The 18002-nt window shown below is 70.7% G+C and carries 16 protein-coding genes; 7 read left to right on the top strand and 9 right to left on the bottom strand.

Translation table 11 applies throughout. From position 1 onward, the window contains the following. Nucleotides 1–124 precede the first annotated feature (124 nt). Complete coding sequence (locus ABD332_RS24225; protein WP_344504358.1) at nucleotides 125–820, top strand: GntR family transcriptional regulator; 696 nt, start codon at nucleotides 125–127, stop codon at nucleotides 818–820. Nucleotides 821–862: 42 nt separating this feature from the next. Here the strand turns inward: ABD332_RS24225 and ABD332_RS24220 are convergent, their stop codons facing one another. After that, nucleotides 863–1717, bottom strand: a complete 855-nt coding sequence (locus ABD332_RS24220; RefSeq protein WP_344504357.1) for a DUF2127 domain-containing protein — start codon at nucleotides 1715–1717, stop codon at nucleotides 863–865. 38 nt (nucleotides 1718–1755) lie between these two features. Then, nucleotides 1756–2616, bottom strand: coding sequence for a phosphatase PAP2 family protein (locus ABD332_RS24215; protein ID WP_344504356.1), 861 nt, complete (start codon nucleotides 2614–2616; stop codon nucleotides 1756–1758). A gap of 200 nt (nucleotides 2617–2816) precedes the next feature. Here ABD332_RS24215 and ABD332_RS24210 point away from each other — a divergent pair, with 200 nt between their 5' ends. Next, nucleotides 2817–3608 (top strand): maleylpyruvate isomerase family mycothiol-dependent enzyme, encoded by a 792-nt coding sequence (locus ABD332_RS24210; RefSeq protein WP_344504355.1) that lies wholly within the window; start codon nucleotides 2817–2819, stop codon nucleotides 3606–3608. Between the two features lie 148 nt (nucleotides 3609–3756). Here ABD332_RS24210 and ABD332_RS24205 read toward each other — a convergent pair whose 3' ends face one another. The 3 genes from ABD332_RS24205 to ABD332_RS24195 form a co-directional block, all read right to left on the bottom strand. Then, entirely contained in the window at nucleotides 3757–4089 is a 333-nt protein-coding gene (locus tag ABD332_RS24205; RefSeq protein ID WP_344504354.1) for an LppU/SCO3897 family protein, read from the bottom strand. 188 nt (nucleotides 4090–4277) lie between these two features. Beyond that, a complete protein-coding gene (locus ABD332_RS24200; protein ID WP_344504353.1) occupies nucleotides 4278–6500 on the bottom strand; it encodes a M4 family metallopeptidase in 2223 nt (740 codons plus the stop codon). 139 nt (nucleotides 6501–6639) lie between these two features. Then, nucleotides 6640–7347, bottom strand: a complete 708-nt coding sequence (locus ABD332_RS24195) for an HAD family hydrolase (protein ID WP_344504352.1) — start codon at nucleotides 7345–7347, stop codon at nucleotides 6640–6642. Between the two features lie 68 nt (nucleotides 7348–7415). On the opposite strand from ABD332_RS24195, the gene ABD332_RS24190 reads away from it, so the two are divergent. From ABD332_RS24190 to ABD332_RS24175, 4 genes are all read left to right on the top strand, one after another. Next, entirely contained in the window at nucleotides 7416–7865 is a 450-nt protein-coding gene (locus ABD332_RS24190) for a hypothetical protein (protein ID WP_344504351.1), read from the top strand. Nucleotides 7866–7917: 52 nt separating this feature from the next. Further along, on the top strand, nucleotides 7918–9021 hold the full coding sequence (locus tag ABD332_RS24185; protein ID WP_344504350.1) for a magnesium and cobalt transport protein CorA: 1104 nt from the start codon (nucleotides 7918–7920) through the stop codon (nucleotides 9019–9021). Between the two features lie 45 nt (nucleotides 9022–9066). After that, on the top strand, nucleotides 9067–9618 hold the full coding sequence (locus ABD332_RS24180) for a hypothetical protein (RefSeq protein WP_344504349.1): 552 nt from the start codon (nucleotides 9067–9069) through the stop codon (nucleotides 9616–9618). A 207-nt stretch (nucleotides 9619–9825) separates the two neighbouring features. Next, nucleotides 9826–10218, top strand: a complete 393-nt coding sequence (locus ABD332_RS24175; RefSeq protein WP_344504348.1) for a hypothetical protein — start codon at nucleotides 9826–9828, stop codon at nucleotides 10216–10218. A gap of 804 nt (nucleotides 10219–11022) precedes the next feature. Here ABD332_RS24175 and ABD332_RS24170 read toward each other — a convergent pair. The 4 genes from ABD332_RS24170 to ABD332_RS24155 form a co-directional block, all read right to left on the bottom strand. Next, entirely contained in the window at nucleotides 11023–13509 is a 2487-nt protein-coding gene (locus tag ABD332_RS24170; RefSeq protein WP_344504347.1) for a DNA gyrase/topoisomerase IV subunit A, read from the bottom strand. Between the two features lie 23 nt (nucleotides 13510–13532). After that, nucleotides 13533–15653, bottom strand: coding sequence for a DNA gyrase/topoisomerase IV subunit B (locus ABD332_RS24165; RefSeq protein WP_344504346.1), 2121 nt, complete (start codon nucleotides 15651–15653; stop codon nucleotides 13533–13535). 252 nt (nucleotides 15654–15905) lie between these two features. Then, on the bottom strand, nucleotides 15906–16394 hold the full coding sequence (locus tag ABD332_RS24160) for a hypothetical protein (RefSeq protein ID WP_344504345.1): 489 nt from the start codon (nucleotides 16392–16394) through the stop codon (nucleotides 15906–15908). Next, complete coding sequence (locus tag ABD332_RS24155; RefSeq protein WP_344504344.1) at nucleotides 16391–16939, bottom strand: hypothetical protein; 549 nt, start codon at nucleotides 16937–16939, stop codon at nucleotides 16391–16393. The genes ABD332_RS24160 and ABD332_RS24155 overlap by 4 nt, the downstream gene beginning before the upstream one ends. 84 nt (nucleotides 16940–17023) lie before the next feature. Here ABD332_RS24155 and ABD332_RS24150 point away from each other — a divergent pair, with 84 nt between their 5' ends. Then, nucleotides 17024–17986, top strand: a complete 963-nt coding sequence (locus tag ABD332_RS24150) for a sulfite exporter TauE/SafE family protein (protein ID WP_344504343.1) — start codon at nucleotides 17024–17026, stop codon at nucleotides 17984–17986. Nucleotides 17987–18002: the final 16 nt, after the last annotated feature.

Here is an 18002-nt window from a genome sequence, read left to right as displayed (position 1 = left end):
CGTCTCGCATCAGCCGCACCGCCGATGGCGAACCAGCTGCGGGAATGTGAGGATGACTCTGCCCTCCATCCGATCGTATATGATCGTGCGGGCGCCCGGCCCCTGTCAAGAGCGGAACTCGCACGTGCAACATGAGCACAGCAGTACCGGGCCGTCCGGGTCCGCGGACCATGACGGGCCGCCCGCGCCGTCGAAGCACGAGCTCGCCTACAGCCGCATCCGCCAGCGGATCCTCGACGGCCGGTACCGGCCTGGACACCGCCTCGTGCTCAGCACCCTGGCCAGGGAGCTGGACGTCAGCCCCGTGCCGGTGCGGGAGGCGATCCGGCGGCTGGAGGCGGAAGGCCTCGTCAGCTTCGAGCGCAACGTCGGCGCCCGGGTCGCCACGCTCGGCGACGACGACTGGGTGCAGCTGGTCGAGATGCTGGCGCTGCTGGACGGGTACGCCTTCGCGGCCGCGGCGCCGCAGATGTCCGCCGAGCGGATCGGGACCGCCCGGGGGCTCAACGCCCAGCTGCGCCTGGAGCAGACCAACGAGCGGGTCATGGCGCTGCACCGGGAGTTCCACCGCACGATCTACGGCTGCTGCGGCAACCGGCACGTGATCGAGGCCCTCGAATGGATCTGGGACCGCATCGACGCTTCGCGAGTCCTGGCGTCGCTCTACCCCCGGCTGCGGGTGCGGGCCGCGGTCGACGAGCACGACGAGCTGCTGGACCGGCTGGAGCGGGGCGAGGACGACCCGGGCACGCTCGAGGCCTGCGCCCGCGAGCACAACCTCAACACCATCCGGGCGATCAGGTCCGCCCGGGAAAAGTAGAAGACCGGCATCCACGGGGGAAGATGCCGGTCTCGCGTTCAACTATACGACGCCCGCACGTTTCCCGCCAGAGGTCAATTCCGTCGGACGGTCGTCACCGTGGGCGACCGGCGCCTTCGGGTTGCGCAGGCCCTTCGGCAGAGTCGGCTCGCTGGCGGCGATCTCCACCTCGATCAGGCTGGTCTCGTGCCGCTCGGCGGCGTACGCGGCATGCCCGCCACGCAGCCCGAAGAGCCGCTTCGACAGCAGGATGTAGAGCACGGCGACGATGTTCACCACGAGCGCGCCGATGCGCAGCCAGGTGACCTTCTCCGACAGCTCGTAGATCTCCACCGGCAGGCCGAGCGACGTGGCGACGACGGCGAAGTACTCACCCCAGCGCTTCAGCATCCACAGGCCGACGCCCTCGACGACCTGCAGGACGCCGTAGACCATCAGGCCGATCGCGACCCACAGCAGCGTCTTGGACTCCGCCTCGATGACCGTCCGGATCGTGTGGATCATCGCGGAGTCCTCGAACTTCCAGCCGATCCGGTCCGCGAACGGGCGCAGCAGCGGCAGGTCCTCGTTGAACGCCCGCTCGACGCCGTCGCGGTGGGTGCGGAAGCGGTACACCCCGTAGCCGGCGAGCAGCACGGCGATGCCCTTGGCGAACCGCTCGATCGACAGCAGCCGCAGCACGAGCGCGTCGCGCAGCGCCCTGCCCCGCAGCACGATCGGGGCGTCCTCGGCGGGGCCCTGCGCCTGCGGCTCGCCGATGACGAAGTCGCCGCACCGCAGGCAGCGCCACGCCGCGCCGACGGGGGTCGTGGCGTGCAGCCGCTCCCGGAAGGGCGCCTCGTCCGGGGCGTAGGTGACGTGCCCGCGCCGCGCGCAGGTGCGTAGGTTCCAGTCCACGCGCTATTCGTACCGCAGACGCGCCGGCCCCGCGTCGGTCAGGTCGGCTTTCCAACGGTCTGCGGATGCCCGGCGTCGGTGATCGTGTCGCCGAAGGTGGCCAGGTAGGCGGCCTCGCCGACGGCCAGGTAGTCCAGGTTGCGCCGCAGCTGCGCGGGGATCTCGGCCGGCGCGGGCGCGTCGGCCTGCGTCCCGGTCCGCCCCCGGGAGCGCTTCCGGGCCCGCTTCCTGGTGCGCCCCACGACCAGCATCAGCGCGCCGACCAGGATCGAGGCGATGATCCCATCGAGCCAGTAGTGGTTGGCGGTGCCGACGACGACCAGCATCGTGATCACCGGGTGAGCCAGCCACAGCCAGCGCCACCGGCTGCTGGTCGCCGTGATGAGCCCGAGCGCGATGACCAGCGCCCAGCCGACGTGCAGCGACGGCATCGCCGCGTACTGGTTGCTGAGCGTGTCGGTCTGCGGCGGCCCGTACACCGACGGACCGAACTTCGCGGCGGTGTCGATCATCCCGATGCCGGCCAGCATCCGCGGCGGCGCGAGCGGGAACCCGAGGTGCATGACCAGCCCCGCCGCGGTCAACCAGGCGAGGATCCGCCGGAAACGCAGGTAGTGTGCGGGGCGGAAGACGTACATGAACACCAGGAACGCGACGGTCGCCGGGAAGTGCACGACGGCGTAGTAGACGTTGGCGGTGCGGATGACGACGTCGGAGGTGAGCAGCAGGTGCTGCAGGTCCGCCTCGCCCGGTAGCCACAGCGCCCGCTCGGCCTGCCACACCAGCTTCGCGTTGGCGTAGGACTCCCCGACCCGCCCGTCGACGAGCAGCCGGCCCATCTTGTACGCGAGGAAGAGTCCGACGATGAGCAGCAGCTCGGCCCAGGCACGGGGACGCACCCGCGTCCCTTGCTGGGACGTGGTTCGCGTGGCGGCGTCGTCCCGTTCACGCAACCCGGGCCCCGTGTTCACGATCGACAACGTACCTGATGTTGCCAACCCGGCAATATTGCCGATCGGGCAGTCCTCGTCATGTCCTGCGTCACAAACTTGTTTATGCTTCAAGGAAATTGTCGATGTTCAAGCGTTGAAGGAGCACGATGAGCAGCCGAGCCGACCAGGCGATCGCCGCCCTGCGCAAGGGGCACGAGGATCTCACCACCGTCGTTCGCGGGCTCACGTCTGAGCAGCTCACCAGCCCTTCGGCGGCGAGTGAGTGGGACATCTCCCAGGTGATCAGCCACCTGGGCAGCGGAGCCGAGATCAACCTGGAGGTGGTGCGCGCCTCGCTCGAGGGCCGCCCCGCCCCGGAGTTCGAGTTCAACAAGGGCGTGTGGGCCCGGTGGGACGGGATGACCCCGGCCGAGCGGGCTGTCGAGTTCCCGGTTGCGAACCAGCGCCTGGTCGAGGCATACGAGGCCCTCGACGCCGAGCAGCGCGCCTCGCACCGCATCGACGTGGGCTGGATGCCCGAGCCCGTCGACGTCGCGACGTCGGCGGTGCTGCGGCTGACCGAGTTCGGCTACCACGACTGGGACATCCGGGTCGCGCTCGACCCGTCGGCGACCCTGGCGCCGGAGGCGGCGGTGCTCATCGACGAGCGGGTGGAGGGGCTGTTCGGCTGGATCGCGAAGCCGGCCTACCTCGACGGGCGCACGGCCGACCTGATCGTCACGCTCACCGACGTCGGCGAGCAGCGCGGCCTGCGCCTGGCCGACCCGGTGACCCTGGGCGCCGCCCCGGCGTCGCCGGACGGCGAGCTGAGCCTGACCCTGGACGCGTTCCTGCGCCTGGCCGCCGGCCGCCTCGGTGCCCGGTACACCCCGTCCGACGTGAAGATCACCGGCCCGATCACCCTCGACGACCTCCGCGCCGTCTTCCCCGGCTACTGAGTTCACTGCCGCCCCCGGACACAGAGCGACCCCGGCACCGGAGTTCCGGGCCGGGGTCGCGAGGGGTGGGGGGACGAGCGGCAAAGCTGAGTGTCGAGCCATGCTGCGACGCGGTCGTGCCGGACGTTGCCGCAGCGGGATCCGCGGCTCAGGCGGCCTTGAGGTTCTTCAGGCAGAGCACGTCGCCGTTCTTGCCGGCCTCGCCCCACCAGTACAGGTCGGTGGTCTCCGGGAAGGCCTCGCAGACGTTCTTCTCGTCGGACATCGCGTCCGACTCCTTCTTGTCGGCGACCTTGCCGATGACACTGAAGTCCGCGTCGGCGTCACCGCACTTGACGATCTTCAGCTCGTTGGCCGAAGCCTTGTGCATGCAGTCACCGACGTTGGCCTTCTCGGCGGAGTCGCGGTTGAGGTACCAACCGATCCCGGCCAGGACGACCAGCACAACGATGGAGACGCCGAATCTAACAACCTTGGACATGCGGAATTTTCTACAGGTCACGGAGCGTTAGCGCTGCCCCGCTCTCATATCGAATCCATCACGGCCAGGTCTCACATTGGCGCAGGCAGGACCGGTCGGTGCCCGCCTGCGCCGTTGTGGGCGTTATGCCATGTGTCGACGCTGTGTCGTCGGCCACAGACGTTCGGGGCCTAATGTCCCCGAGGACGTCAGAGGGTGAGCGTCCAGGTGTCGATCCGGCCGGTGTCGAGGCTCGCGGCGTCGCGGACCCGCAGGGTCCAGGTGCCGTTCGCGGCCTCGGTCGACAGGTTGACGGTGAAGTTCTGGATGATGTTGTCGGCGCTGCCGCCCGACCGGTTCGACAGGTTGTAGACCGAGCCGTCGGGGGCGACGACGTCGACGACCAGGTCACCGCGGTAGGTGTGGTAGATCGCCACGTTCACCGAGCTGGTGGCCGAGGCGTTGCGGTTGCAGCCGCTGATGGTGATCGTGCTGGTCACCGTGGTGTTGTCCGGGATCGCGACGTCGTTGCCGTTGGTGCCGGTGCAGCCGGGCGCACCGTTGACGGTCAGGTTGAACGTGGTGGTCCGGGTCGAGCTGGCGCCCGTGCCCGTGATGGTCACCGGGTAGGTCCCGGACGGGGTCGACGCGGAGGTGGCGATCGTCAGCGTGGACGTGCCGCCGGCCGAGTTGATCGAGGCCGGGCTGAAGCTGGCGGTCGCACCCGACGGCAGGCCCGACGCGGTCAGCGCCACGGTCTGGGCCGAGCCGTTGGTGAGCGTCGCGGTGATCGTGCTGGTCGCCGAGCTGCCCGGGTTGACCGAGCCGCTCGCCGGCGCGGCGGCGAGGGAGAAGTCGTTGCCGGTCGGGCAGGCGGCGTCGTTGCCGGCCACGTTCACCGCGGTCCACGCGGCCTGGACGGCCTTGTACTCCCCGGAGCACGTGCCGTACAGGTCGGTCGCGGCGCTCAGCGAATACGCCCGGGCCGTGTTGGCCGGGTTGCTGGTGTTCACGTAGCTCGTGTTCGACGTGAAGTAGACGTCGAGCGCGCGGTACCAGATCTTCTCGGCCTTGGCCCGGCCGATGCCGACGACGGCGGGCGCGGAGCCGCAGACCGGCGAGGTGCCGTAGGCGGTGGCCCCGGTGCCCTCGGCGAGGTTGAAGAAGAAGTGGTTCGCCGGGCCCGACGAGTAGTGCACGTCGACGTTCTTGGTGCTGGTGGACCAGCAGCCGTGCGACGAGCCGTCCAGGGTCGGGTTGTACATGTAGCGCAACGGCGTGTTGTTGCCGTTGATGTTGATCTTCTCACCGATCTGGTAGTCGCCCGCGTCGCTGGCGTTGTTCGCGTAGAACTCGACCATCGAGCCGAAGATGTCGCTGGTGGCCTCGTTGAGACCGCCGGACTCACCGGAGTACACCAGGCCGGCGAGCGCCTCCGTGACGCCGTGGCTCATCTCGTGGCCCGCGACGTCCAGCGCGACGAGCGGCCGGCTGTTGCCGGAGCCGTCGCCGTAGGTCATCTGCGCGCCGTCCCAGAACGCGTTGACGTACGCGTTGCCGTAGTGCACCCGCGACGGCACGCCGGCGCCGTTGCCGAAGATGCCGTTCCGGCCGTGCACGTTCTTGTAGTAGTCGAACGTGACCGCCGCGCCGAAGTGCGCGTCGACGCCGGCCGACTGCCGGTTGGAGTTGGCGCCGGTGCCCCACGTGTTGTCCGCGTCGGTGAACGTGGTGCAGGTGCTGGTGCCGTTGTTCATGTCGCAGGTGCGGCCGTTGCCGTGCGACGGGTCGATCATCTGGTAGGTCGTGCCCGACAGCGTCGTGTCGATCGGGACCGAACCCGAGTAGATGCTGTTACCGGTGCCCTGGACGGTCTCGATCTCGTCGAAGGCGCCGCGCACCGCGTTGGTGGTCGCGTCGGTGATGACGTGCAGCTTCGACGGGGTCTGTCCGTCGGCGAGCCAGCCACTGACCACGGTCTCGTAGGCGAGCACGCCGGTGCCGTCGCTCGCGTCGACGAACAGCTCGGGGCTGCCGACCGCGGTGATCGTGCCGCTGAACGCCGACTTCGCCTTGGCGGCACCGGCCGTCTTGGACACCGCGGCGCTGGTGCCGAGGGTGAGCGGGGCGTGCAGCCCGACGGACGCGCTGCTGAACGTGCCGTCCGGCGCGGCGTGCACGACGAAGTCGCCGCCGTAGACCCGCAGGCCGTGGTAGGTGCGGGTATAACGGGTATGGGACGCGCCGCTGGCGTCCTTCTGACTCCTGGCGACCGTGTAGGCCTCGCTGTCGGCGGCCCGGATGTCCACCCGGTGGGCCTGCAGGGCCGAGGGGGCTGGGGTGCTGGGCGACGCGTCAGCTGGTGACGCGAGAGCGGCCAGCATGCCCCCGGTCAGGAGCAATGCACCGGCTGCGGCGATCTTTCGTTTCACTCGGCCTCCCTGGCAGCGGATGTGCCGTGACGGTAGTCACGTATGTACATATAGCAATGCCTAGGGATGACCCATCCATATCACTTCCCTCATACCGCCCGGGCGGTCACCCGTCGGGGCGGGTCCGGACGCGACCGGCTCATGCCACTTCGTCCGGAGAGATCCGCGCCGGCAGGTCGAGCACCGACGCGAGGCGCCGCGCCTCGGGCACGTCGGCGCGGCGCGCCGGGTCGATGAGGAACGCGGTCATGCCGAACTTCTCGGGCCCCACGAAGTCCGCGAGGTAGGTGTCGCCGACGAAGACGGCCGCGGACGGCTCGATGCCGAGCGCCTCCACGGTCGCGGTGTAGATCGCCGGGTGCGGCTTGCGGTGACCGACCTCCACCGACGTGATCACCACGTCCATCAGGTCGGCGATGCCCATCGCCGCGAGGTGGCCCGGCACCAGGTCCGGCTGGTGCGTGTTGGTGACGACGGCCAGCCGGTACACCCGCGACAACGACCGGACGAGCGGCACGACCCCATCGGGATACCGGACGCCGGCGCTCCACTCGGCCAGGTAGGCCCGGGTGAACGCGTCGACCTCGCCGGCGGCGGGCACCCGGCCGAGCACCTCGGTGAGGTAGGCGGTGCCGACCTGCGCCATCGAGAACTCGTGGTCGTCGGCGTCGCTGTCCCGGTCGAACGCCGCGAACGCGCCGTCCCAGCCCTGGAGGAACTCGGCGTAGGAGACCGTGGCGCCGAGCCCGCCCAGCTCGGCATGAGCGCGCGGGTACCCCTGACTGGTGCGGCCGGCGTCGTAGTCGACGAGCGTGCCGAAGAAGTCGAACAGGATGTGCGAGTACATCCGGGCAACCTTAACCAGACTCATCGACAGCCCTTGAAGCCTCGGCTACCCGGGAGTAACTTGACCGGATGCGAATGGTGGCGCTGCTGGCCGCGGCGGTCGGGATCATCGTCGAGGGCGTGGTCGTCGGCGCCGCGCTGTTCGTCGTCGGTGGGGTGATCGGGGCGTACTCGATGTCGCTCAACGGCGCCGATCCAGACCATGCCCAGGTCGGGATCCGGGTCGCCGCCGTCATCCTGGGTGCGTTGCTGGTCGCGCTCGGCGCGGTGCTGCTCGCTGCCGCGTTGCGGCGCCGCGCCGCCGGTCGTCCTGGACATGGCGCCGCCGGGCGTCTCGGACCCCGGGCCGCCGGCCGCTTGACGATGGTCGCGCTGGTCGTGCAGTGCGTGGTCGTCACGGTCGCCGGGATCGCGCTCGGCTGGGAGGTCTTCGCCGGCACGCTGCTCGTGCTCGGCGCGCTGCTCTACGTGCGGCTCGACGAGGACTCGCCGCCGCCCCGCACGGCCGATACCCGCTGACGATCAACGAGGTAGCGTGGCGCTACCGCGTTCGGCGTCAAGGGGGTCGGAAGTGCAGCAGGTCAGGGTCGGCCGGCGGGTCGGCCGGATGATCGGCCGGATGATGCGCCACCTGCAGCCCGGCGAGCCACTGCCGCACCTGCTCGCCGACGACGGGCGGGACTCGATCGTCGACTGCGCGCTCTACGTCCGCGGCGTCCGGCAGCCGGACGGGCACACGTTCCGCGAGGCGTACGCGGCGGCCCGCCGGCGGCGCAACGGGTTCGTCTGGCTGGGGCTGTTCGAGCCGACGTGGGCCCAGTTCGCGGCCGTCGCCGAGGAGATCGGCATCGACGACCACACCGCCGAGAAGGCCGTCGCACGGGAGCGCCGGCCCGCCGTCGAGCGCCGCGGCGACGTGACGATGCTGGTGATCCGCACCGCCCGCTACGTCGAGCACGCCGAGCTCACCGCCACCTCCGAGGTCGTCGACACCGGCGCGGTGACGCTGCTCATCGGCCCGCACTTCGTCGTGTCGGTCCGGCACGGCGGCGCGGGCGCGCTCGCCGACGTCCGCCATCAGCTGGAGCAACGCCCCGCCATGCTCGGGCACGGCCCGTGGGCGGTCGCCTACGCGGTGTGCGACCGCATGATCGAGGTCTACCACGACGTCTCCACCGACGTGGAGCAGGACGTGGAGCAGCTGGAGCAGACCGCGTTCCTGCGCGTCGGCGGCTGCGACGTGCAGCAGATCTACCAGCTGAAGCGCGAGCTGGTCGAGTTCAAGCGGGCGGTCGTCCCGCTGCAGGCGCCGCTGCGCCGGATGAACGACCCAGCCGTGGTGGAGCTGCCGCCGCAGCTACGGCAGTACTTCGCGGACCTGCTCGGCCGGCTCACCCAGGTCGTCGACCGGGTCGCCTCCGACAACGAGCTGCTCGACTCGATCCTGCAGGCCCGCCTCGCCCAGGTCGGCCTGGACCAGAACAACGACATGCGCAAGATCGCCTCCTGGGCCGCGATCGCCGCGCTGCAGACCGCGATCGCGGGCATCTACGGGATGAACTTCGAGCACATCCCCGGACTGCGGTGGGACTACGGCTTCTACCTCATCCTGCTGATCATGGCCGTCGGGTCGGTGGTCCTCTACCGCCTGTTCCGGCGCTCGGGCTGGCTGTGAAGCCGGCGGTGATCCTCCTGCACGCGCTGACCTAAGATCGTCGCCGTGTCGTACACCTTCATCACCGCCGCCCGGATCACCATGTCCCGGGAGGGCTTCGACACCTGGATGGACGCGCCGGTGCCGCCGGCCTCGCGCATCGAGAACCCTTCGGCGATGTTCGCCGGCTGGTGGTGGTCCGACCGCACGCCGCAGTGGTCCACCGACGCCGACGCCGAGACCCCCCGCTCCGTGCTCGCCGAGCGCGCCGACGACCCGCAGACGCTGACCGTGCTGCGCCACCACGACGGCGCCCTGGAGGCGTACCTGTGGACGGTCGGCCACTCCGGCTTCTGGGAGCCACCCGCCCAGCAGCTGCTGCTCATGCTGGCCGGGGCGGCCGCCGTCAAGACCGACGACACCGAGGACCACGTCCTGTTCTGGGAGGACGCCGCCGGCACCCTCCCGACCCGCGACGAGTCGGCGCTGATCTCCCTGCTGGCCGTCGGCCGCGACAGCGCCCGCTTCGTCGGCCGGCGCCCGCTGGCCGACCTGCTCACCCGCCTTGCCCCGGTCGAGGAGGCCTTCGCCGAGCTCGCCGAGTCCTACGACGACTAGGCTCGCGCCCCGGCCCGGGAACCTCACGCCGCCGCCGCGACTCACGGACGCGTGAGACTTTCTTCGTGGTGCGCCGTGCTGCTGCCGGCCGTCGTCGTGGTGTCCGGCGGCTGTACCGCCAACCGCCCGCAACCGCCGTCCCAGACCGCCCCCGCACTGGGCGCACCCTCTCCGGGCGCACCGTCTCTGAGCACACCGACTCAGACCGTGCCTGCCACCCCCGCCCGCTCGGGATGCGGCTCCCCGGTCGACACCGGCCCGCTGCCCGAATGGGCCCGCGCCGGCTTCACCGGCGACTCGAGCATGCCGCACGTCCTGAGCGACCATGGCACCATCGTCGCCGCGATGTTCGGCCACCCGCTCGCCGTCACCAGACCCGACGGCTCCTCCAACAAGATCCTCTGGGTCGCCAAGGACCCCACCCCACCCGGCGACCTCCAGATCGACGCCACCCGCACCGGCACTCAAGACGTGGTCCGGCGCACCGTCCCCGGCGGCCCAGGCCCGTCGATCATCGACCTCCCCCAACCCGGCTGCTGGCGTCTCACTCTCACCTGGCCGGCCCACACGGACACCCTGGACCTCACCTACCAGCCCTGACGACCCCACCAGACACCCAGCACCCCCAACGACACGAATGATCGAAGGACGGACCGGGTCGCACCGGCAGCCACCCCGGTCCTTGGATCAACCCGACACGAGGATCAGCCCCACGAACTCGGCAGCTGGCAACACTCACACCCACCCCCTGCCGCAGCACGGCGACGCAGCAACACGGCGGCACCGGTGATCAAAGGACGGCACCGGTCGTGGCAACGGCCACCCCGCGACTTGGATCAACCGCCACCAGAATCAACCTTGCGAACCCGGCTCACCGGCGCCCGGCAACACCCACACCCGCCCTTACAGCGGCACGGCGACGCCCGTGATCAAAGGACAGCACCGGCCGCGGTAACGGCCACCCCGCGACTTGGATCAACCGCCACGACAATGCACCTTTGCGAACCCGGCGCCCAGGCCCGGCGGCCAGAGACACTCACGCCCGACTCCCAGCGCCCGACAACCTGGGACGTCGAGGGTGACCTCAACGACCGTTTGCGGCCTTGGGTGCTGTTGGTGCCGCGTCGGGCGAGCATGTCAACGCTGAGGGGGCAGCACCGCGGCGCGCCGGGTGCCCTTGCCGACGCTGAGGAGGCACCGCCGTTGGCGCTGGTGAACCCACACCCGGCGCTGGGTGCGGGTGCTGTTGCGTCGGGTGAGCGCACCGGTGCTGCGCGCAGGCCCTTAGGAGGCAGCACGCGGCGGTGGGTCGGTGCGCCGGCGCTGGGGTGGGCAGCGCCGGCGGGGACTGGAGCGGGTTGCGGGATCGGGCCGGTGGGCAGGTTGGTGGGTGCGAGTGAGGGGTCAGCCGCGTTCGACCAGGTGGCCGACGATTTCGGGGGCTCGGAGCTGGGCGCCTGAGCCGTCGCGGCGCTGGTCGGGGGCGGGCAGGTCGCGGGGCTCGCCCTTGGTGGAGGAGGCGGCCGGGCGCGGGCCGACCCAGGCGAGCACCAGGCGGCTCTCGCCCTTCAGGAAGCGCTGGGCGCGCACGCCGCCGGTGGCGCGGCCCTTCGCCGGGTAGAGGCGCAGCGGGGTCATCTTGGCGTTGCCGATGGTGGCGGTGACGACCATGGGCTCGCCGTGCTGGGGGTCCTGGGTGTTGACGGCGCCGAAGTAGAGGACCTGGGCGCCTTCGGACAGGGCGACGCCGGCCATGCCGCCGCCCTTCAGGCCCTGTGGGCGGACGAGCTTGGCCGGGAAGCGGAGCAGCGACGCATCCGAGGTGACGAAGGCGAGGGTCTCGGCGCCGTCGGTGAGCCAGGTGGCGCCGACGACCTCGTCGCCGTCGCGGAGGCCGATGACCTCGAACTCGTCGGCGCGGACGGGCCACTCGGGGGCGCAGATCTTCACCATGCCGTTGCGGGTGCCGAGGGCGAGGCCGGGTGAGCCCTCGGCGCCGGGGCCGCCGAGCGGGGCGAGGGCGACGACCGTCTCGCCGGGCTGGAGGGAGACGAGCTCGGCGGTGGACATGCCGCCGCGCAGGGAGACGGTGCCGGGCTGCTCGGGCAGGACGGGCAGGGGCAGGACGTCGACCTTGAACGCCCGGCCGAGGCTGGTCACGAGCAGCACCTGACCGCGGGCGGTGGTGTGCACGACGGCGCGGACGGTGTCGTGCTTGTCGCGGCCGGCCTTGCGGCTGCCCTCGGGGGCCTCCTCCGACTCGGCGGCGGTGCGGGCGACCAGGCCGGTCGTGGACAGCAGGACCTGGCACGGGTCGTCGGACACCTCGAGGGGGCCGGCGGGGATGGACGCGGCGAGGACCTCCTTGAGGTCGCCGTCGATGAGCGTGGTGCGGCGCGGCTGGGCGAACTCCTTGACGACGGCGGCCAGCTCGTCGGAGACGACCTTCTTCAGGACCTTCTCGTCGTCGAGGATCTGGCTGAGCGCGGCGATCTCCTCGTTGAGCCGGGCCTGCTCTGCCTCCAGCTCGATGCGGTCGTAGCGGGTGAGGCGGCGCAGCGGCGTGTCGAGGATGTAGGTGGCCTGGATGTCGGTGAGGCCGAACTCGCTTATGAGCGACGCCTTGGCGGCGGCCGCGTTCTCGCTGGCGCGGATGAGGGCGACGACCCGGTCGATGTCCAGCAGCGCGACGAGCAGGCCGTCGACGAGGTGCAGCCGGTCCTGGCGCTTCTTGCGGCGGAACTCGGTGCGCCGGGTCACGACCTCGTAGCGGTGCGCGAGGAAGACCTCCAGCAGCGGCTTGAGGCCGAGGGTCTGCGGCTGGCCGTCGACGAGGACGAGGTTGTTGACGCCGAAGGACTGCTCCAGCGGGGTCAGCCGGTACAGGTCGGCGAGCAGCGCCTGCGGGTTGACGCCGACCTTGCACTCGATGACGAGGCGGGTGCCGTTCTCCCGGTCGGTGAGGTCCTTGACGTCGGCGATGCCCTGCAGGCGCTTGGTCTTGTTGACCTCGTCGGTGATCTTCTCGATGACCTTCTCGGCGCCGATGCCGTAGGGCAGCTCGGTGACGGTGATGGCCTGCCGGCCGCGACTGCCTTCGAGCAGGCCGATCTCGATCCGGCCGCGCATGCGCACGACGCCGCGGCCGGTCTCGTAGGCGCGGCGGACCTCGTCGAGGCCGAGCAGCAGCCCGCCGGTCGGCAGGTCGGGGCCGGGGACGAACTCCATGAGCTTGTCGAGCGTGGCGGTCGGGTGGTTGATCAGCCAGCGGGCCGCGGCGACGACCTCGCCGAGGTTGTGCGGGATCATGTTGGTGGCCATGCCGACCGCGATGCCCGAGGAGCCGTTGACCAGCAGGTTGGGGAACGCGGCGGGCAGCACCGAGGGCTCGTCGAGGGAGCCGTCGTAGTTGGGCCGGAAGTCGACGGTGCCCTCGTCGAGCTCGCCGACGAGCAGCATCGCCTCGCGCGACATCCTCGCCTCGGTGTACCGGGAGGCGGCCGGACCGTCGTCGGGGGATCCGAAGTTGCCGTGGCCGTCGATCAGCGGCACGTTGAGCGAGAAGTCCTGCGCCATGCGGACCATCGCGTCGTAGATCGCGCTGTCGCCGTGCGGGTGGTACTTACCCATGACGTCACCGACGACGCGGGACGACTTGACGTGGCCGCGGTCGGGACGGTGCCCCTGCTCCTGCATCGAGAACAGGATGCGGCGGTGCACCGGCTTGAGGCCGTCGCGCGCGTCGGGCAGCGCGCGGGAGTGGATGACCGAATACGCATACTCCAGGTAGGAGTCCTCGACCTCGGTGATGAGCGGGTTGTTGAGCACCCGCGCGCCCGCCTGGTCGAAGGCGGACAGGTCGGCCTTCATTGGTTTGGCCTTGCGTGCCATGTCGCCGGACTACCCTTCCTGACTCAGGCGTCGATGTTCTCTTGGTCGACCCGCGGCGCGGCGTCGATCAGCCAGTTTCGCCGGGGCTCGACCCGCTCACCCATGAGCAGCTCGAGGACCTCCTCGGCCTTCTCGATGTCGTCGAGGGTGATGCGCCGCACGGCCCTGGTCGCCGGGTTCATCGTGGTGTCCCACAGCTCGTCGGCGTCCATCTCGCCGAGACCCTTGAACCGCGGGATCGGCGTGACGACCTGCTTGCCGGCCTTCTCGAGGCGGCTGACCGTGCTGACCATCTCCTGCTGCGTGTACGTGTAGATCGTCTCCGAGTTGCGCCCCTTCGTGACGATCTTGTGCAGGGGCGGGACGGCGGCGTAGAGCCGGCCGTCGGCGATGGCGGGCCGCATGTACTTGGCGAACAGCGTGATGAGCAGGGTGCGGATGTGCGAGCCGTCGACGTCGGCGTCGGCCATGATCAGAATTCGCCCGTAGCGCATCGACTCCAGGTCGAACGTGCGGCCGGAGCCGGCGCCGAGGACCTGCACGATCGCGGAGCACTCGGCATTGTCCAGGACCTGCTGGATGTTGGCCTTCTGCACGTTGAGGATCTTGCCGCGGATCGGCAGCAGCGCCTGATACTCCGAGGAGCGGGCCATGCGCGCGGTGCCGAGGGCGCTGTCGCCCTCGACGATGAACAGCTCGCTGCGCTGCACGCCGGTGGAGCGGCAGTCGACGAGCTTCGCCGGCATCGACGCGCCTTCCAGGGCGGTCTTGCGCCGGGCGGCGTCCTTCTGCTGCTTCTGGGTCAGGCGGACCCGCGCGGCGTCGACGATCTTCTGCAGGACGGTGCGGGCCTCGACCTTGGTCTTGCGCGCCTCGACCCACGCCTTGATGTGCTGCTCGACGATCCCCTGCACGACCCGGGTCACCGGCGCGGTGGACAGCTCGTCCTTGGTCTGCGACGTGAACTGCGGCTCCGGGATCCGCACGTGGATGACCGCCGTCATGCCTTCGAGCACGTCGTCGAGGGTCGGCAGGTCCTCCTTCGGCCGCAGCAGGCCGCGGGTGTTGCGGATCGCGTCGCTGAGCGCCCGCAACGCGCCGCGCTCGAAGCCGCGCCGGTGCGTGCCGCCGTGCACGTTGCGGATCGTGTTGGTGAACGACTCCACGACCCGCTCATAGCCGGTGCCCCAGCGCAGCGCGATCTCGACCTCGGCGCGGCGCTCGACATTGGCCTTCATGACGCCGTTCTCGTCGGCGGCATTCTCCTTGTAGGTGCCCTCGCCGGTGATGTGCAGCAGCCCGCACACGGCGCGGTCGCCGGACGGCGCGAGGAACTCCACCATGTCGGCGAGCCCGTTGGGGTAGTGGAACGTCTCCGTCGAGATCTGCCCGCCGGTGGCGTCCTTGAGCACATAGGTCACGCCGGGGACGAGGAAGGCCGTGTTGCGCAGCTTGGCGCGGACCGCCTCGACGTCGAGCGCGGCGCCGGTCTCGAAGTAGCGCGAGTCGTGCCAGTAGCGGATCGAGGTGCCGGTGGACTGGCCCCGCTTCATCCGCCCCGTGACATTGAGCCCGGAGCGGCGGGTGAACGCCGCGCCTGGGCCGGCGCCGTCGAAGTCGCCGGGGACGCCGTGTTGGAAGGCCATGTGGTGGACCTTGCCGGTGTGGCGCACGGTGACGTCGAACCGGTGCGACAGCGCGTTGACCGCGGAGGCGCCGACGCCGTGCAGGCCGCCGGAGGTCTTGTAGCCGGAGCCGCCGAACTTGCCGCCGGCGTGCAGCCGGGTCAGCACGAGCTCGACGCCGGACATGCCCGACTTCGCGTGGACGCCGACGGGGATGCCGCGGCCGTCGTCGTCGACCTGGACGGAACCGTCGGCGTGCAGGGTCACCTCGACGCGGGTCGCGTGGCCGGCGATGCCCTCGTCGGTGGAGTTGTCGACGATCTCGTTGAACAGGTGAGCGACGCCGCGGCTGTCGGTCGAGCCGATGTACATGCCGGGCCGCTTGCGGACAGCGTCCAGCCCTTCGAGGAGCGTGAGGTCGTCAGCCCCGTACAAGGTCTCGGGTTGTGCGGTCAACTCGATGCTCTCCAATGATCCTGGTGCGCTGCTGCCCGCGAGCGTAGCCGCAGGGTCTGACATTTCCGTGGCACCCTCGCCGGATGTGGCGCCCGACGCGCCGCAACCAGCGACGACGACACCACGGAAAAGACGACCACACCACGGAAAACGAAACCAGCGACGACGACACCACGGCAAACGGCCGACCGCAGAAGCACGACACGACGCCGGGCCGGCCGGACGGTCGCGGGGTTCATGCGGGGACGGCGAGGTGGCCCCGCGTCCCGTTCAGTGAAGCACGACCACCCCCGGGACGCAGTCCAGGGACGCGGGTCACGCCTCCAGGACCGGCCGCCCGCTGAACCGGCCGACCGCGCCGACGATCTCCGCCGGGGTCCGGTCGTTGAACCGCAGCGGCACGGAATAGCGGACCCCGTCGGTGGTGAGGACGGTCAGCCGGCGGGCCCGGGTCAGCTGCGAGACCCCCACCCACGGTACCCAGACCGGGGTGCCCCAGAGCCCGCGCGAGTTGCGGACCCACAGGCCGACGGAGTCGAGCGCGAGCACCGGACCGCCGGACACCGCGATCCGCACGGCGGCGACGGCCAGCGCGCCGAGGACCACCAGGGCGCACAGCCCGATGGCCGCGACCGCGACGGCGTCGCCGTTGGTCCGGTCGGGCGAGCCACCAGTCAGCAGGCCGGCCGACACCAGGATCATCAGCAGGACCCAGGCCGCCGCGGAGATGCCGCCGATCAGCACGGTCCACCGCCCGGTGCCGCGCCGCACGACGAACGACAGGTCGCCCGGGATCCGCTTCACGCCGAGGTCCGGTCGATCCAGGAGCGGTAGCTGTCCCCCGTGCCCTGGCCTTCCAGGTAGTACTCGCGCAGGTCGGTGCGGACCAGGAAACCGGCGACGAAGAACAGCAGGCCGGCCGCGATGAGGCCGGCCACGCCGTGCACCCACAGGTACCACTCCGGCACGGCGCGGGCGTACTCCTGGCGCAGCAGCTCCGGCTCGTCACCCGTCGGGGCGACCGCCCACTCGGGGCCGCCGACCAGGCCGCACAGCAGAGCGAGGGCCAGCAGCGGGCCGGCGACCCACAGGATGGCCCTGATCTTGGGGGTGCGCCACCGCACGAAGAACAGCAGCGCGCCCAGGACGACCGCGCCGACCGAGGCGACCGCCAGGTTGTTGTGGTAGTCGGCCTCGACCTGCCGGAGCGACCGGGGAGACATGAGCACGGTGTGGAGCGCGGCGAGGTCGCGCGTCACGACCGCCGTGACGGCGGCATCGACGGCGAGCAGCGCCGCGGCCGCCGCCACCGACCAGAACACCAGCCGGACCTGGGTGCCAACCTGCATCGCCACACGCTATCGACGTGACATCCGCCGCCGCAGCCCCGTTTCGTACCGACAAAGACGACCGAGATAGTGCACAATTCGCCGGTGGATCCTGTGATGGCCCTGGCGGGGCTCGGCGTCGGCATCGTCGTCGGACTGACCGGCATGGGCGGCGGCGCGCTGATGACCCCCATCCTGGTGCTGTTCTTCGGCATCCCTCCCCTGGCCGCGGTATCCAGCGACCTGGCCGCGAGCGCGGTGATGAAGCCGTTCGGCGGCTGGGTCCACGCCCGCCGCGGCACCGTCAACTGGTCGCTCGTGCGCTGGCTGTGCCTGGGCAGCGTGCCGTCGGCGTTCGCCGGGGTCCTCCTCATGCGCGCGCTGGGCGACGGCGAGCAGGTCCAGGACATCGTCCGCGTCGCGCTCGGCATCGCACTCCTGCTGGCCGTCGTCGGACTGCTCCTTAAGTCGTACAAAAGCGGAAAAAGCGAAAAGTCGGAGGTGCCGCTGAAGGTCAAGCCGGTCCCCACGGCCCTGCTCGGCGCCGTCGGCGGGCTGGTGGTCGGGATGACCTCCGTCGGCTCCGGCTCGCTGATCATCGTCATCCTGCTCGCCCTGTACCCCATGCTGCGCCCGAACGACCTGGTCGGCACCGACCTCGTCCAGGCCATCCCCCTCGTCGCCGCGGCCGCCCTCGGCCACGCGATCTTCGGCGACCTGAAGCTCGACCTGGCCGCCGCGGTCCTCATCGGCTCGATCCCCGGCGTGCTCATCGGCGCCCGCCTGTCGTCCCGGGCGCCCGCCGGCGTGGTCCGCGCCGCGCTGGTCATCGTGCTCATCGCGAGCGCGCTGAAACTGTTCGAGGTGCCGACGGCCACGGTCGGCATCGTGGTCGCGGTGGCGACCGCCGGGGCCGTCGTGCTGGGCCTGCGCCGACGTCAGGCGATTGCGGCAGATGTACGGGCAGCCGCCGGCGCACCGGAGGAGGCGCTGGTCAGCGGGTGGGACCAACCGCAAGATCGGCGCACGGAGGACGAGACGCACCCGAAAGGGGCACAATCCCTGTGAGAGTGTGACCTCGCTG

The sequence above is a fragment of the Dactylosporangium maewongense genome, assembly GCF_039531485.1.
Taxonomy (GTDB): domain Bacteria; phylum Actinomycetota; class Actinomycetes; order Mycobacteriales; family Micromonosporaceae; genus Dactylosporangium; species Dactylosporangium maewongense.
The sequence above is the reverse complement of the archived record's forward strand: the minus strand, read 5'-3'. Positions and strand labels throughout refer to the sequence as shown.